The sequence below is a fragment of the Fictibacillus sp. WQ 8-8 genome, from assembly GCF_024494405.1.
Lineage (GTDB): Bacteria > Bacillota > Bacilli > Bacillales > Fictibacillaceae > Fictibacillus_C > Fictibacillus_C marinisediminis.
On sequence record NZ_JAMXKG010000005.1, the window covers coordinates 211,807 to 226,975 of the forward strand.

15 protein-coding genes are annotated in these 15,169 nt (G+C 44.0%); 5 read left to right on the plus strand and 10 right to left on the minus strand.

The annotated features are described in order from the left end of the window. Positions 1-53: 53 nt before the first annotated feature. Positions 54-3,446: a DNA polymerase III subunit alpha gene (locus M1K46_RS12980; protein ID WP_256226283.1), complete on the minus strand. Its 3,393-nt coding sequence runs from the start codon at positions 3,444-3,446 to the stop codon at positions 54-56. A 118-nt stretch (positions 3,447-3,564) separates the two neighbouring features. Here M1K46_RS12980 and M1K46_RS12985 point away from each other — a divergent pair, with 118 nt between their 5' ends. From M1K46_RS12985 to M1K46_RS12995, 3 genes are all read left to right on the plus strand, one after another. Then, the gene (locus tag M1K46_RS12985) at positions 3,565-3,894 is read left to right on the plus strand and encodes a YtrH family sporulation protein (RefSeq protein WP_053357578.1); all 330 of its coding nucleotides are present in this window, start codon (positions 3,565-3,567) and stop codon (positions 3,892-3,894) included. Position 3,895: 1 nt separating this feature from the next. Next, complete coding sequence (gene ytrI, locus M1K46_RS12990; protein ID WP_256226284.1) at positions 3,896-4,399, plus strand: sporulation membrane protein YtrI; 504 nt, start codon at positions 3,896-3,898, stop codon at positions 4,397-4,399. Positions 4,400-4,523: 124 nt separating this feature from the next. Further along, positions 4,524-4,706 carry a hypothetical protein gene (locus M1K46_RS12995; RefSeq protein WP_053357576.1) on the plus strand — a complete coding sequence of 61 codons (183 nt, stop codon included), beginning with the start codon at positions 4,524-4,526 and terminating at the stop codon, positions 4,704-4,706. Positions 4,707-4,745: 39 nt separating this feature from the next. On the opposite strand, the gene M1K46_RS13000 is transcribed toward M1K46_RS12995, so the two are convergent. Further along, entirely contained in the window at positions 4,746-5,696 is a 951-nt protein-coding gene (locus M1K46_RS13000) for a DHH family phosphoesterase (protein WP_053357575.1), read from the minus strand. A 96-nt stretch (positions 5,697-5,792) separates the two neighbouring features. Here M1K46_RS13000 and M1K46_RS13005 point away from each other — a divergent pair, with 96 nt between their 5' ends. Next, positions 5,793-6,101, plus strand: coding sequence for a YtpI family protein (locus tag M1K46_RS13005; RefSeq protein ID WP_053357574.1), 309 nt, complete (start codon positions 5,793-5,795; stop codon positions 6,099-6,101). Positions 6,102-6,225: 124 nt separating this feature from the next. On the opposite strand, the gene M1K46_RS13010 is transcribed toward M1K46_RS13005, so the two are convergent. The 3 genes from M1K46_RS13010 to M1K46_RS13020 all read right to left on the minus strand — a co-directional run bounded on the left by M1K46_RS13010 (position 6,226) and on the right by M1K46_RS13020 (position 8,621). After that, entirely contained in the window at positions 6,226-7,542 is a 1,317-nt protein-coding gene (locus M1K46_RS13010; protein WP_256226285.1) for a DRTGG domain-containing protein, read from the minus strand. An 85-nt stretch (positions 7,543-7,627) separates the two neighbouring features. Beyond that, positions 7,628-7,882, minus strand: a complete 255-nt coding sequence (locus tag M1K46_RS13015) for a hypothetical protein (protein ID WP_256226286.1) — start codon at positions 7,880-7,882, stop codon at positions 7,628-7,630. Between the two features lie 61 nt (positions 7,883-7,943). Further along, entirely contained in the window at positions 7,944-8,621 is a 678-nt protein-coding gene (locus M1K46_RS13020; RefSeq protein ID WP_256226287.1) for a metal-dependent hydrolase, read from the minus strand. A 205-nt stretch (positions 8,622-8,826) separates the two neighbouring features. Here M1K46_RS13020 and M1K46_RS13025 point away from each other — a divergent pair, with 205 nt between their 5' ends. Then, positions 8,827-9,927, plus strand: coding sequence for a M24 family metallopeptidase (locus tag M1K46_RS13025; protein WP_139223354.1), 1,101 nt, complete (start codon positions 8,827-8,829; stop codon positions 9,925-9,927). A gap of 43 nt (positions 9,928-9,970) precedes the next feature. On the opposite strand, the gene ald is transcribed toward M1K46_RS13025, so the two are convergent. The 5 genes from ald to M1K46_RS13050 form a co-directional block, all read right to left on the minus strand. Continuing rightward, on the minus strand, positions 9,971-11,089 hold the full coding sequence (gene ald / locus M1K46_RS13030; protein WP_062233842.1) for an alanine dehydrogenase: 1,119 nt from the start codon (positions 11,087-11,089) through the stop codon (positions 9,971-9,973). 99 nt (positions 11,090-11,188) lie between these two features. Further along, complete coding sequence (locus tag M1K46_RS13035; protein WP_062233839.1) at positions 11,189-11,950, minus strand: SDR family oxidoreductase; 762 nt, start codon at positions 11,948-11,950, stop codon at positions 11,189-11,191. Between the two features lie 193 nt (positions 11,951-12,143). Then, positions 12,144-12,302: a hypothetical protein gene (locus M1K46_RS13040; protein WP_156316352.1), complete on the minus strand. Its 159-nt coding sequence runs from the start codon at positions 12,300-12,302 to the stop codon at positions 12,144-12,146. Positions 12,303-12,376: 74 nt separating this feature from the next. After that, entirely contained in the window at positions 12,377-13,750 is a 1,374-nt protein-coding gene (argH, locus tag M1K46_RS13045; RefSeq protein ID WP_062233836.1) for an argininosuccinate lyase, read from the minus strand. Next, positions 13,747-14,952 carry an argininosuccinate synthase gene (locus tag M1K46_RS13050; RefSeq protein ID WP_256226288.1) on the minus strand — a complete coding sequence of 402 codons (1,206 nt, stop codon included), beginning with the start codon at positions 14,950-14,952 and terminating at the stop codon, positions 13,747-13,749. The genes argH and M1K46_RS13050 overlap by 4 nt, the downstream gene beginning before the upstream one ends. Positions 14,953-15,169: the final 217 nt, after the last annotated feature.

The following is a 15,169-nucleotide window of genomic DNA, read 5'->3' on the forward strand; positions in this document are numbered from 1 at the left end:
CCACCATTCATTGACTTATTTATTATAACAGATGCATGCAGGCTGTAAAGACATTACTTCCCTTTTAAAACCACGTTTTCAGCCCCAATAAGCTCTTTAATTTTCGAGAGAAGCTCTGTGGTGGGGGCAATCAATTGGGATAGCTTTACGCTTTTGCGGTCCTGTTCATAATACAGAATGACTTCGGCATTTCCATGGCTGGAACGCAGAAGATCCTTGAGATGATTCAAGCGGGTAGAAGACGGATTCTCTTGTATTTTTAAATACAGCACTTGCTGTTGTTCTTGAACTTCTTCCCGTTCATTGAGGGAGGAGAGCAGTCCCGCTTTATTAAGCAGTACCTGCCTTGCTCCTTCCTTCTCCTCAAGAGTACCTTCAACTAGCAGAAATTCACCTTTCTGCAAAAGGTCGTGATAGGCTTTGTAAACCTTAGGAAAGGCGACAAATTCTATTTCTCCAGACTCATCGCTTCCCGATAAGAAAGCCATCAGTTCGCCTTTTTTCGTCTTAATGGTTCTTGCTTTGGTCACCATGATGCCTAAACGTACTGCGGATTTGGCACTTTGCCTTAGCGCCTGCCCGATCGAAACGGCACTGAATCTGCCAAGGACAGGCTGATATTTTTTCAGAGGATGGCCGGATAGATAAAACCCGAGCGCCTCTTGTTCAAACTTCAAGCGTTCTGTCTCTTGAAAAGGAGGAACTTCCACATATTCCGGCTTCCTGATGCTGTCCTGTTCTTCAAACAGCTGAAATTGATTTTCTTCACGATAAGCCTGCACTTTATCTCCATACTCTATCGCCCGGTCCAAAGAGGCGAGAAGACAAGCTCTATCCTGTCCAAAATCGTCAAGCGCTCCCGCGAAGATCAACGATTCGAGCGTGCGCTTGTTTACAGCCTTGGCAGGAGAAAAGGCACAAACATCGAACAAATCGTGAAACGGATGCTGTTCCCTTGCGGCAATAACATGTTTCATTGCTTGATAACCGGCGTTTTTTATGCACAACAGACCAAATCTAACACAATCTCCTTCAACAGTAAAATGGAGAAAACTGCTAATAATCGAAGGAGGCTTTACCGTGATGTTTTTCTCTGCACATTCTTTAATGTATTGTTCAATTTTTTCAGGATTGCCGGTGACGCTTGATAATAGAGCGGCCATAAAGTAGAGCGGGTAATTGGATTTTAGATAAGCAAGCTGGTAGGCGATGACACTGTATGCTGCAGCGTGGCTTCTATTAAACCCGTAATCCGCAAACCGGACGATTAAGTCATAGAGGCCGTTCGCGGTATGCTCATCATGTCCTTTTGTTAGACAGCCCCGCACAAAGTGCTCCCGTTCCCGATCAAGTACATCCCGCTTTTTTTTACTTACCGCTCGCCTCAGAAGGTCAGCTTCACCAAGAGAGAAACCTGCCATTTCCGAAGCAATTTTCATGATCTGTTCTTGATAAACGATAACTCCGTAAGTGGGTTTCAGGATCGGTTCAAGATCGGGATGGCGGTACTCCACACTGCGCTGTTTATGTTTTCCGGCAATATAATCCGGGATGTTCTGCATCGGACCCGGCCTGTAAAGCGCATTTACTGCCACGATGTCTTCAAATTCTGTCGGCTTTAATTGCTGAAGCACCCTTCTCATCCCGTCTGATTCCAGCTGAAAAATGCCAGTCGTATCTCCTTTGCTCAGCATTTCAAATGTAGATGAATCATTAAAAGGAATTTCGCTAAGATTGATCTTCCTTCCTGTTCCTTTCTGTACCAGCGAGCATATTTCTTCCAGCAAGGTAAGATTTCTCAGTCCAAGAAAATCCATCTTCAGCAGTCCGATCTCTTCAAGCCATTCCATGCTGAATTGAGTCAGAGGAATTCCTTCATTTCCAGCCTGCAGAGGAGTGTATTCGGTTAACGGCCGGCCGCTGATAATAACGCCCGCCGCATGGGTGGAAGCATGACGGGGCAGCCCTTCGAGCGTGCCTGCAACTTCAAGGAGTTTTTGGACCTGCGGTGATTCTTTTATCAGCTTCTGCAGTCCGAATGATTCCTCTGCTGCCCTTGACAGGGTCATCCCTGGACGAGAAGGAATCTGCCTGGATACCGAATCCACCAAGTTTCCCGGCAAATTAAGCACTCTTGCTGTATCACGGATCGCTGCTTTTGCCGCGAGTGTCCCAAACGTAATAATCTGTGCTACACGCTCATTCCCATACTTTTCTTTTACATATTGAAGCACTTCATCTCTTCTGATGTCCGGAAAATCAATATCGATATCGGGCATCGTGACCCTTTCAGGATTTAAAAACCGTTCAAACAGGAGATCATGCTTAATCGGGTCAACGTCCGTAATACGCAATACATAAGCTACGAGCGACCCTGCTGCTGATCCCCGCCCCGGACCGGTTATCATTCCTGATTCATGGGCAAATTTCATAAAATCCCAGACGATTAAAAAGTAATCATCGAACTTCATCTTATGGATAATGTCCAGTTCATAATTGAGCCGTTGAAGTACCTTTTCATTTGTTTCACCGTATCGTACTGCTGCACCCTGCAGACAAAGCTCTCTCAAATATACTGAAGAATCAGTGCCTTCAGGAAGTGGAAACTCGGGAATCAGCTGCTGGCCGAACGCCAATTCCACATTACAGTCGGCAGCAATCTTTGCGGTTGCGTCAATGGCACCAGCCAGATGATTAAACCGCCGTTGCATTTCCTCAGAAGAGATCAAATAGAACTCCTCTGTCGGCAGAACTTCCCGCTCTGGTTCATTGAGCTTCTGCCCGTTCTTGATGCAGAGCAGCACTTCGTGTGATTCGGCTTCTTCTGGATGAATGTAGTATGTTTCATGGGTGGCTGCGAGAAGAATATTTTCTTCTTTCGAAAAATGTTCAATCTCAAAATTTATATTTTTTTCTTTTCCTGTTCCATGGTCCTCTACCCCTAGATAAAAATGAGGGCCAAACCAATTCCGGTATAGCCGGCAAGCCTCTTTCGCCCTGTCTTCTTCTCCCCTTGCGATAAACTGCTGAATTTCCCCTTCTGCTCCGGAAGAAATGGCCAGAAGCCCGCCATTATGGCCCTTCAGCACGTCTTTTTGCAATGCGGGCACCGCAGACGTTTCTTGCATGAGTTTCGTGCTGATCTTCAATAAGTTCTGATATCCTTCATTATTTCTGGCGTAAAGCAGGAGCTTGCCGATCTCCGGTTTTTGCCGTTTGTCAAACACTGGGCTGAGCAGGAGATTTACCTCAAGCCCAATAATCGGTTTGATGCCCTGCTTCATACATTCTCTATAAAAAGGGATAACCCCGTACATGTTCAGCTTATCCGTGATGGCAAGAGCACGGAATCCAAGTTCCTTTGCCCGATGAATAAGCGGCTTCAGCCGGCAGGAACTTTCAAGCAAACTGTATTCTGTATGTATATGCAACGGAACAAATGTCATTGCACCACTTCCTAACATCTCATTTAATTCTTATTATAATACATCATCCTAACGTATAGAAAACATGCATATTCCCTTCAGCGTGTCCATAAAAATAATACAAAAGGGAGGATGGCGTATGAGGGATTTTCTGTCCACGATCATTATTACTTTTTTTATTGCATTCGGCGTCATTCTTGGAGGAGCCATCATCGGCGGCCTTGCTTCTTTTCTTGTTGGAAAAGCCCCCTTGATGGAAACAGTCGACCTGGCCAAAAAGCTGAAGATCTGGGCAATTGTTGCTGCAATGGGCGGTACGTTTGATACCATAACAAACTTTGAGCGCAGTTTTTTAAACGGTGCTACCTATGAAATTGTGAAACAGCTGGTCATCATTTTCATCGCGATGGCAGGTGCCAACACAGCGATGCTGCTGCTGCAATGGCTGACTCAGGAGAATTTGAACTAACATGAGAATTCCTCCTTATTTCAACCGAAAAGGCTATCAGCGTTTCTTTTCAGGAATAATGCTGGGATTCATTATCGGATGGCTCTTTTTCTTAATGCAGTACGGTATGACTGTCGAACATTACGTCAGCACGATAAAGGAACAATCCCATCATATCGCTGATCTTAAAGAGCAGATCGCCCAGTGGAAGAGCACCTATGAAAAAAGCAACGAAGACAATGAAAAAAAGCTGCGCGTACAAAAAATAAAAGTATTCGTCACCAACAATCAAACACTTAAACTTTCACAATTAACGATTTACGAGATCTCTGAATCTGTGCAGGATCAGCTTGAAAACCTGCTTGGAGAAGATCTTGAATCCATTTATAAAACGCGGATGCTCCTCTATAAGGCGATTGAAAACAAGAACTATGAAGTTGATGGCGAAAAATACAAAGTTGTCGTCGATCAGTTATTTTTATACACAACCGTGGATGTTCATGTGAAAATCATACCTGAAGGATGAACCGGCATGTCCTGAAAACAATCCAGTTTTACTGTTTTGTGACAATTCAAACAATCTGATAGCATTTTTATGCAGGATTGTTTAAAATATAAGAAAAGAAAGCAAGACAGAGGGGGTATTTTGCTTGATTATTAATCGTAAAGAAATCGCGCGTGAGCAGGTCAAAAAAATACAGAACGGTTTTTCTGCCTTTGCCGAAACAAAAGAAGTAGCCGAACTCATAAAAAAAGAACTGATGAAGCTGAATATTCCCGTTCATGAAGATGTGACGGATATCGGTTCATGGTTCATCCCGGAAAAATCCTAAACAAGAAGACCCTGACTAGCAGGGTCTTTTTGTTTGCTTTCAGTTTGCAGATTGATAATCTTTGCATAGCTTTACCAGGTCTTGGACCAGCCGTTTTGATTCTTCTTCACTGTAGATGGTAGCACCTGATGCTCTTGGATGCCCTCCCCCGTTATAACGCATCGCAAGCGTATTGATCACTGGCCCTTTAGAGCGAAGCCGTGCTCTGATCTGTCCGGGCTCGTCAACGAAAAACACCCACGCCAGCATTCCTTCCACATTGGCAAACGCGTTGACAAGCAAAGAAGCTTCACTGACCGTAACGCCATACTCTTTTAAAATCTCCGCCGGCAGATGAATATACCCTGCGCATCCATCAATAATTTTAAAGTTCTGCAGAACATAACCATTCAGCCTTGCCGTATTCTCATGAACTTTATAAAGATTATCAAATATCTCCTGAGGATTGATCCCTTTCTTTACGAGTTCTCCTGCTGCATAATAGGTTTTCACAGTCGTATTGCTGTATAAAAATCGGCCGGTATCACTTACAATTCCCGCGTACAGCAAACGTGCAGCATCCTTGGTTAAAACCAGTCCTTTTTCCTTCCCATGTTCGTACCATTCATAAATCATCTCGCTCACGGAACTGGCCCCCGTATCGACCCATATCTCATCGCCGTATGGATCTTCATTCGGATGATGATCGATCTTAATCAGTTTCTCTCCCAGTTTAAACCGTTCATCACTGATTCGTGGTGAATTTGCTGTATCACAGACAATGACCAGCGCACCCTTATAGGTCTCATCTGTAATCTCATCCATTTTCACGAGAAAGGTTAGTGAAGGATCTTCCTCACCAGTTAGATAAATTTCTTTTTTCGGAAAGCTTGCTTTGATGATCTCGGCAAGTCCTCCCTGTGAACCAAGTGCATCCGGATCTGGCCGTATATGCCGGTGTATAATGATTTTATCGTAAGCTTTAATCATTTCCAGTATCTTGTCTTTCATCGAATATCTCTCCCTTTTCTTTCCTAAGCTTCTGGCAATTCTTTTCTTCAACGATTACAATGGAATAGGATTACTAACATGGAGGTCAGAAGAAATATGCCGTTATTTGTAATTTTAATTGTGGTTTCTCTTTCATTTTACATCTTTTATAAAGTAAAAGAAGTCCGATCTAAAGCTTCCTATGAAAAAAGCTGGATTGGTTCTAAAGCAAAAGTGGCACTGGGCGTATTCTTACTTTCATTCGGACTGAATGAATTCACGATGGTGGATGACAAAATCCAGCTTTGGATCGCTATCGTTTTTTCAGTGTACGGCTTGTTTATGATGGTTGCCGGATATAAAATGTACAAACATTTTCTTCCCCTGGCCATTGAGGAAGCAGAGAATTCCCGTTCGGTTCAATGAATAAAAAAAGGGTGACTCAAGTGAATACAAGCTTGAGCCATCCTTTTTTTGAATTTAAGACAAAGAAGTAGTGTCCAGCTTCAGCGCTTGCCGGACCAAAACATGAGCGCTTGCGCTTTTCTTATTATGACCGGTGACCGATCAATTGTGCCAGGAGCAGCGCCTTGCCAACGACCGCTCCATCATGATAGAGCTCAACATCCACTTTTCCAAACTTTCTGCTGACCTCAAGTACCCGCGGAACAATCTCAATCATACTTTCCATCTGCACAGGTTTGATAAAATAGAACGTTAGATTCTCGACGACAATGTCGCCTTTTTTTATCTTTTTCAGTGCCCGGCTTGCCCCTTCAATAACCAGTGTTGTCATAACGCCGTAGGATACCGTCCCCAGGTAATTCGTCATCTGCGGAGTCACTTCGAATTTATACCTTGGGCCTTGTCCATCTTTAACCTCTGAGATGGAAGCGGTGATCAGATCGTCAAACGTTTCACCGACCTGAGGCTGCTTTTGAATCATCTGCAAAGATTTCAGGACATCTTGCCGTGTCAAAATCCCAAGCAGTTTTTGGCTGTTATTAACTACAGGTAAAAGCTCGATCCCTTCCCAGATCATAATGTGAGCGCAGGAAGCTACCGAAGTCTTATGGTTCACTGTGATCGGCGAACGGGTCATGACCTTGTCAACGGGCGTATACCTGTCCATTCCAATAATATCCTTTGACGTAACAATGCCGACTACCTTCATCTGACTGTCAATGACAGGGTACCGGCTATGCTTGGTTTCATGATTCAGCTCATACCACTTTTCTATGTCATCTGCGGTGGTCAGCAAATGGGTGTTCTCAGCCGGTATCAAAATATCGGAAGCCAAAACGATTTCCTTTTTGATCAATTGGTCATAGATGGCTCTGTTGATCATGGTTGCTACTGTAAATGAATCATAGCTCGTTGAAATGACTGGAAGCTTAAGTGAATCAGCAAGCCTTTTCACCTCTTCTGTCGTGTCAAACCCACCCGTGATCAGTACAGCTGCACCGGCGTTCAGTGCCAGCTCATGGACTTTCTCCCGGTTCCCGACAATCAGAAGGCTGCCCGGGTCGACATATTTCATCATGGCATCGAGCTTCATCGCACCGATGACAAATTTGTTCAGTGTTTTATGTAATCCTTCCCTGCCGCCAAGCACTTGGCCGTCCACAATATTAACAACCTCGGCAAAGGTCAGTTTTTCAATGTTCTCTTTTAACTTCCGCTCAATCCGTATCGTCCCCACTCGTTCAATCGTGCTGACGACTCCCTGGTTCTCAGCTTCCTTGATCGCCCGGTAAGCTGTACCTTCACTGACAGATAAGGCTTTTGCTATCTGCCGGACCGAGATTTTGGAACCGATCTCAAGAGACTCAATATATTCAATAATTTGCTCATGTTTGGTAGCCACGTTTTTCCACCGTTCCTTTGGCTTCTGTTTTATCTGTTCTACTAAGATTGATTAATACAGATTATACAGACATTAAAACAGAAACTCAATAATTCTTAAGGCGGGTTTCCCTAGAATCCTCATTATATTCACTCTTGCGCTGTTTTGGATCTTCCGATAATTCCCCCAGTGCCATCCAAAAACCTTTCGTCTGTGCTATAAAAGCAATGCAAGCAAATGTGAGCCAAATGACAGAAAATACAAAAGAAGGACTGCCGGACTTTGAAAAATGCAGGTGGGGTATTCCATATACAAGAAGCGCCAACAGACATAAAGCTTTTAACGTACGGTTACTGACCATAATAAAAACCTCCTTATCCCATGCTTATGCATCATGACAAGGAGGCAGACTAAACATACAGCTATCTTTCGATGGATTCACCCGGTTTCAGAACTTTACCTTCCACTTTTAAAGAAGATACAAACTGATCCGCATCCTGCTCTATGAGTGGGAACGTATTATAATGGATCGGCACCGTAAGCTTGGCGTTCACCCATTCAGCAGCCGTGGCAGCGTCTTCTGGCCCCATCGTAAAATTGTCACCGATCGGCAAAAACGCCACATCAACATTATTTCTCTCACCAATCAGCTTCATATCCGAAAATAAAGCTGTATCACCTGCATGATAGATGGTCTTTCCTTCAGCAGTAAATAGGATACCTGCAGGCATCCCGGTGTATACGACCGTGCCGTCTTCTTCCGTAAAGCTGGAGCCGTGGAAAGCCTGGGTCCATTTCACATGGCCCCACTCAAATTGATGGCCGCCTCCGATGTGCATCGGATGGACGTTCAGCCCCTTGGTTCCAAAATATTCAGCCAGTTCAAATGGGGCAACAATTAGACTGTTATTCTTTCTTGCGATTTCTTCCGCATCGCCTGCATGGTCATTGTGTCCATGTGTCAGCAGGATGACATCCGGCTTTACATCCTCAATATCCACCACAGCAGTATCATTGCCTTTAATAAAAGGATCAATCCAGATGGAATGTTTTTCGGTCTGGATCTCTACCGCAGATTGTCCGTGAAAAGTCAGCTTCATGTTCAACATCTCCTTTTACTTTCTCATTTCTACAATTCGAAATAGTACCTTCATTTCCTTCTCATTTCCGTTTTTTCTGCTTCTTAAACGCCGCTTTTCTTGAGGGGCTTCGTTTACATCCCATATCCATAGTGATACATTGAAAGTATAGGATATCTCCACCGTTACCAATATAATCCGTCATACATAAGAAAGGAAGATAAAGATCATGCAAAAAATTGAAGCACTCTCAACTTGGCTGAAAGAACAAAATATTCAAGGGGCTTTTGTTACGTCAACGGCCAATGTTTACTATTTGTCCGGTTTTCGGTGTTTTCCACATGAGCGCCTTTTAGGAGTTTTTGTTTTCCAGGACAAAGAACCAATTCTTGTCTGTCCCGGAATGGAAGAGCTGCAGGCAAGAAACGCCGGATGGAAGCACGAGATTATTGGTTTCTCAGATACTGACAACCCTTGGGAGATGCTTTCTGAACGCATCAATGACCGAGGCATTACTTCAGTGGATTCCATCGCCGTTGAAAAAGAACACCTTTCTTATCATCGCGGCATGCAGCTGTTGAACCTGTTCCCCAATGCATCCCTCGTTTCAGTGGAGCATGAACTGAACGCCATGCGGCTGATCAAAAGCGAGGACGAAATCTCTATTCTTCGTGAAGCAGCCCGTCTTGCTGATTTTGGAGTAGAAACGGGCATTGCTGCTATCGGAAAAGGCGTTACTGAACTTGAACTCGTTGCTACCGTGGAATACGCACTTAAGAAAAAGGGAGCAGCAGAAATGTCGTTTTCAACCACCATTCTGGCAGGGGAAAAATCGGCCATGCCTCACGGAAACCCTGGAATGAAAGAGATCCAGCCCGGAGATTTTGTCTTGTTTGATCTTGGTGTAGTCGTGGACGGATATTGTTCAGATATTACAAGAACAGTCGCTTATCAGTCTGTTTCTGAAAAGCAAAAAGAAATTTATGAAATCGTTAAGAAAGCACAGCAGGCATCTCTTGATCTCAGTAAACCAGGCACCCGTGTCGGAGATCTCGACCTGACCGCAAGAAAAGTGATTGAAGATGCCGGCTATGGCCAATATTTCCCGCATCGCATCGGCCACGGCCTTGGTCTTGATGTTCATGAGCATCCTTCCATGAACGAAAAAAATAACGATAAGCTGACCAAAGGCATGGTCTACACGATCGAACCAGGGATTTACCTCCCAGAAGTTGGCGGCGTCCGAATTGAAGATGATGTGTATATCACTGAAAACGGCCATGAGTGCCTCACTCAGTTTACGAAAGAACTGGTAATCGTTAAATAAGAACAGACATAAAAAAGCGGATCCGCAAAGGATCCGCTTTTCTTTATTTATCAATAAACTCGTGCACAGATTTATATTCCAGTCCATGAGCTTCTGCTACGGCTTCGTATGTGACATACCCTTCCAATGTATTGATTCCTTTTAAAAGAGCTTCATTTTTCCGGCAAGCTTCTTTATATCCCAGATTGGCGATCTGCACGGCATATGGGACGGTTACATTCGTAAGAGCGATCGTTGAAGTTCTAGGCACCGCTCCAGGCATATTGGCTACAGCATAATGAAGAACACCATGCTTTTCATAGGTTGGATTGTCATGCGTCGTGATCTTATCTACCGTTTCAAAAATTCCGCCTTGGTCAATGGCTACGTCAACTATCACTGATCCCGGCTTCATGGATTTGATCATTTCCTCAGTAACCAGCTTTGGTGCCCGAGCTCCCGGAATAAGAACTGCACCGATCACCAGGTCTGATTCACTGACCGCCAGTGCGATATTTAAAGGATTGGAGATCAGGGTATTGATTTCCGCACCAAAAATGTCATCCAGGTGTCTTAGCCTTTCAGGGCTTAAATCAATGATCGTAACATCTGCCCCGAGACCCATTGCAATTTTCGCTGCATTCGTTCCGACGACACCGCCGCCGATAACGGTTACTTTTCCTCGTTTTACTCCCGGTACGCCGCCAAGCAGAATTCCTTTTCCGCCTTTTGGCTTCTCAAGGAATTGAGCACCAATCTGTGCAGACATCCGTCCCGCCACTTCACTCATTGGCGTCAAAAGAGGAAGTGAACGGTTGGGCAATTGTACCGTTTCATAAGCAATGCCCACTACTTTGTTATCAATCAGCGCTTTTGTTAACTCAGGTTCAGGAGCAAGGTGCAGGTAAGTGAAAAGAATGAGTCCTTCCCTAAAATATCCGTATTCCTCAGGAAGAGGCTCTTTCACCTTCATGACCATATCCATGGACCAAGCCTGATCTGCGGTCTGAACAACCGTACCTCCTGCCTTTTCATACTCGCTGTCATGAAAACCCGAACCTTCTCCCGCGCCGGTCTGAATGTATACCTCATGGCCGGAAGCCACTAAGTTCAGGACGCCTGCGGGTGTCATTGCCACACGGTTTTCATTATTTTTCACTTCTGTAGGAACACCGATCTTCATTTTTTCATCCTCCTCATTGTATGCCAATGATTATTTATGTAAAAACGTGTCAATGCATTGTTAACATACCACTAAAAAAATAATATAAAAACCAATTAATTATTTACGATGCCTATTGATCACATCGAGCCCCCCGGTAGCTGAAATGATGCTGCCTGTTACCATGTCTGAGTTCTCTTCGCAGAGAAACGCGATCAGGCGGGCGATATCCTCCCCTGTGCCAGAACGTCCAATCGGAGTGTCTTTATCTTTTAAAACTCTCGCTTCTTCAATTCCGGCTTCCTTCATGTCTCCGATAATATTTCCTGGACAGACCATATTTGCCGTTATGCCATGTTCTGCTTCCTCTAGCGCGATCGTTTTTGTTAAAGATACGAGACCCACTTTCGCTGCGCTGAAGGCTGAACGGTACACCCAGCCAGGAGTATATTCTGCATCCTGGAATCCATAGGTGATAATGCGGCCAAAGCCATTTTTTCTCATCACAGGAATTGTTAATTTGAGGAAATGGTATACGGAGCTCAGATTGCCATCGATCATCTCATACCATTCATGGTCTTCGTAATCGGCAAGTTTTTTCCGTTCAAACACATAAGGACCTGCATTATTGATGAGATAGTCGATGCGTCCAAACCTTTCCATTGCGGATTCACAAATGTGCCGGATATCTTCTTTTTTTGTCACATCACCTTTTATAAACTGTATCCGGTCCTCATCGCTTTTCCATTCCCGCTTTAGCTGACTCACTGCATTTTCGTCACTTCGATAGTTTACAGTGATGGAACACCCCTGCTTGATTAGCTGTTCTGACACTTTTTTGCCCAGTCCTTTAGATCCTGCTGTAACAATGGCATGCCTCACCGTTCCACCTCCCAGAAGCCTCGTGTAATAATAATGTCTGAATGTCTTATCTTACTACTTCATTATCATTGTAACCATTTCCACATAACTAAGTCTATTCAGGACCATAGCGATCCGATATTAAATACAGACAAAAAGGTAAATTAAAAAAAGCAGAATGACAAAGGTCATCCTGCTTTTTCTGTCTTTCTAATTATTGGAGGCTTTCTTCATCTTCAGCTTTTGATTCAGACTTTCCTTGATCGAGGTAGTCCACTACCCCGCTTTGGTAGGATTCGTTGATCTGCTGCTGTACGGTAATTTCATTTTCCTGATCAAAATCCACAAATGATGCTGGTTTTTTTTCTGGCATGCTCATCCTCCTTCATGATTTTAACCATATTGTTCTCTAATGAAGGAGAAAATAGTGTGCCACAATCTGGGTAATCAGATCTTAGTTTTAGCAATCTCAAGCGCAGCTCGAACGGCTTCAAACCCTGTTCCGCCTGCGGAATTTCGTCTAGAAACAACGGTCTTCGCCTGAAGGACATCAAACACATCCTTTTCAAAACAAGATGAAGCCGCTAGGTATTGATCAAACGAAAGATCCAGCAGGTACACGTTCTTCTGGATACAAGTCAGCACCAGTTTACCTACAATTTCATGCGCCTCACGGAATGGGATGCCTTTGTTAACAAGATAATCAGCAAGTTCTGTCGCATTGGAAAAATCGGATGAGACCGCTTTTTGCATGTTTTCCTGGCGGACCGTAATGCTCTCTATCATGCCGGTAAAGATGGACAATGAACCCTTTAATGTTGTAACTGCATCAAATAAAGGCTCTTTATCCTCCTGCATATCTTTGTTGTAAGCAAGTGGAAGTCCCTTCAACACCGTAAGCAATGTGGTAAGGCTTCCATATACACGGCCTGTTTTGCCGCGGATCAGTTCAGCCATATCCGGGTTCTTCTTCTGCGGCATCATGCTGCTTCCTGTTGCAAAGGAATCACTGATCTCAACAAATTGAAATTCCTGAGATGACCAAAGAATCAGCTCTTCGCAGAATCGTGACAAATGCATCATCACAAGGGAAGCATTACTGCAGAACTCGACCAAAAAGTCACGGTCGCTTACTGCATCTAGGCTGTTTTGATAGATATCTTCAAAGCCCAGAAGCTGAGCCGTGAACGCTCTGTCGATCGGAAAAGTCGTTCCCGCAAGTGCACCGGCACCGAGAGGACATAGATCGATACGCTTCATGCTGTCAGAAAGACGTTCCTTGTCACGCTGAAACATCCAGAAATAAGCCATAATATGGTGAGCAAAGGATACAGGCTGAGCTCTTTGAAGATGTGTATAACCTGGCAAGATGGTTTCCACGTGCTCTTCAGCAAGAGACACTAATACTGTTTGAAGCTGATTGATCTGCTCGATGAACGAAGAGACCTGCTTTTTCATGTAGAGGTGGATGTCAGTGGCTACCTGGTCATTCCTGCTTCTTGCGGTATGAAGCTTACCGCCAACAGGGCCCACCTCGTCTGTCAAAAGCTTTTCCAGGTTTAGATGGATGTCTTCATAGTCCACTTTGTACTCCAGTTCACCGTTTTGTGCTTTTTTTAACAGCGTCTGTAGTCCGCCTCTGATTGTCTCTGCTTCTTCCTCTGTAATGATTCCGCATTTGGAAAGCATTGTAACATGGGCAATGCTTCCCGCGAGATCTTCTTCTACTAGTTCTTTATCAAATGAAATGGAAGCACCGAATTCATCGACCCATTGTTCAGCCGCTTCGGTAAATCTTCCTCCCCATAATTTAGTTGTCATACTTTCACCCCGTTATGCTGCACCTTGCTGCTCACTTTTGTGGGAAGCCCCCATAGGGAGATGAAACCAACAGCATCCTGATGGTTAAATGTATCCTGTGTTGAGTAAGTTGCAAGTTTTTCATCATAGAGAGAGAACGGTGACTTACGGCCTTCTACGATGGCATGCCCTTTGAACAGCTTAACACGTACAACACCTGTCACATGTTTTTGTGTTTCCTGTAAAAAGGCTTGCAGTGCCTGGCGGATTGGAGAGAACCAAAGACCTTCATAAATAACTTCTGTAAGCTTCTTCTCAACGACCGGTTTAAAGTGTGCCACTTCTTTCACAAGCGTGATGTCTTCCAGCTCACTGTGTGCTTTCAGCAATGTAACCGCAGCAGGACATTCATATATTTCTCTTGATTTAATTCCCACCAAACGATTTTCCACATGATCGATACGTCCGATGCCATGGGCTCCGGCCACTTTATTCAATTGCTGGATCAGCTGTTCCAAGCTGAAAGGAATGCCATTTAAAGCTACCGGAACACCTTCTTCAAATGTAATTTCGATCATATCCGGTGTGTCAGGTGCTTCCTCCAGAGGAGCCGTTAAATCATACGCATCCTCTGGGGGAGCCACCCATGGGTCTTCCAATATTCCGCATTCGTTGGCTCTGCCCCAAAGGTTTTGATCGACGGAATAAGGACTGTCCAGTGTGGCAGGAATCGGGATGTTATGTTTTTTTGCATATTCAATCTCTTCATCACGCGACCATCCCCACTCACGTACAGGAGCAATGACTTCAAGATCAGGGTTCAACGCAGAAATGGAAACTTCAAATCGAACCTGATCGTTTCCTTTCCCGGTACAGCCATGGGCCACAGCATGAGCTCCGTACTGTTCTGCAACCTCGACCAATTTTTTAGCGATCAGCGGTCGGGAAAGCGCTGAAAGTACAGGGTATTTCCCTTCATACATTGCATGGCCTTGAAGAGCCGGCAGTACATAGTCCTTAGCAAACTCTTTTTTTACATCTAAGCTAATGGATTCGATCGCTCCAACCATCAGAGCCTTCTCTTTAACAAACTCCAGGTCCTTTCCTTCTCCTACATCAAGACCAAGTGCGATCACATCGTATCCTTTTTCTTGAAGCCATTTAATTGCTACTGAAGTATCCAATCCGCCTGAATACGCTAATACCACTTTTTTATTTGCCATCTATAAAACCCCTTTGCATTAAAATACTTAATTATAAATTTTTATACATTCATAAATAAAAATAAAAGAAGCTGCTCACTGCAACTTCAGATTATATCTTCTGAAACCACTATAACAACATTTGAGTATTTTTTCAATAATTATTTATCAAAATGTATAAATATTAGTTTTTATTCATTCGCAGCAACATGCTTTTTCATGTAAAATAAAGAAGAGG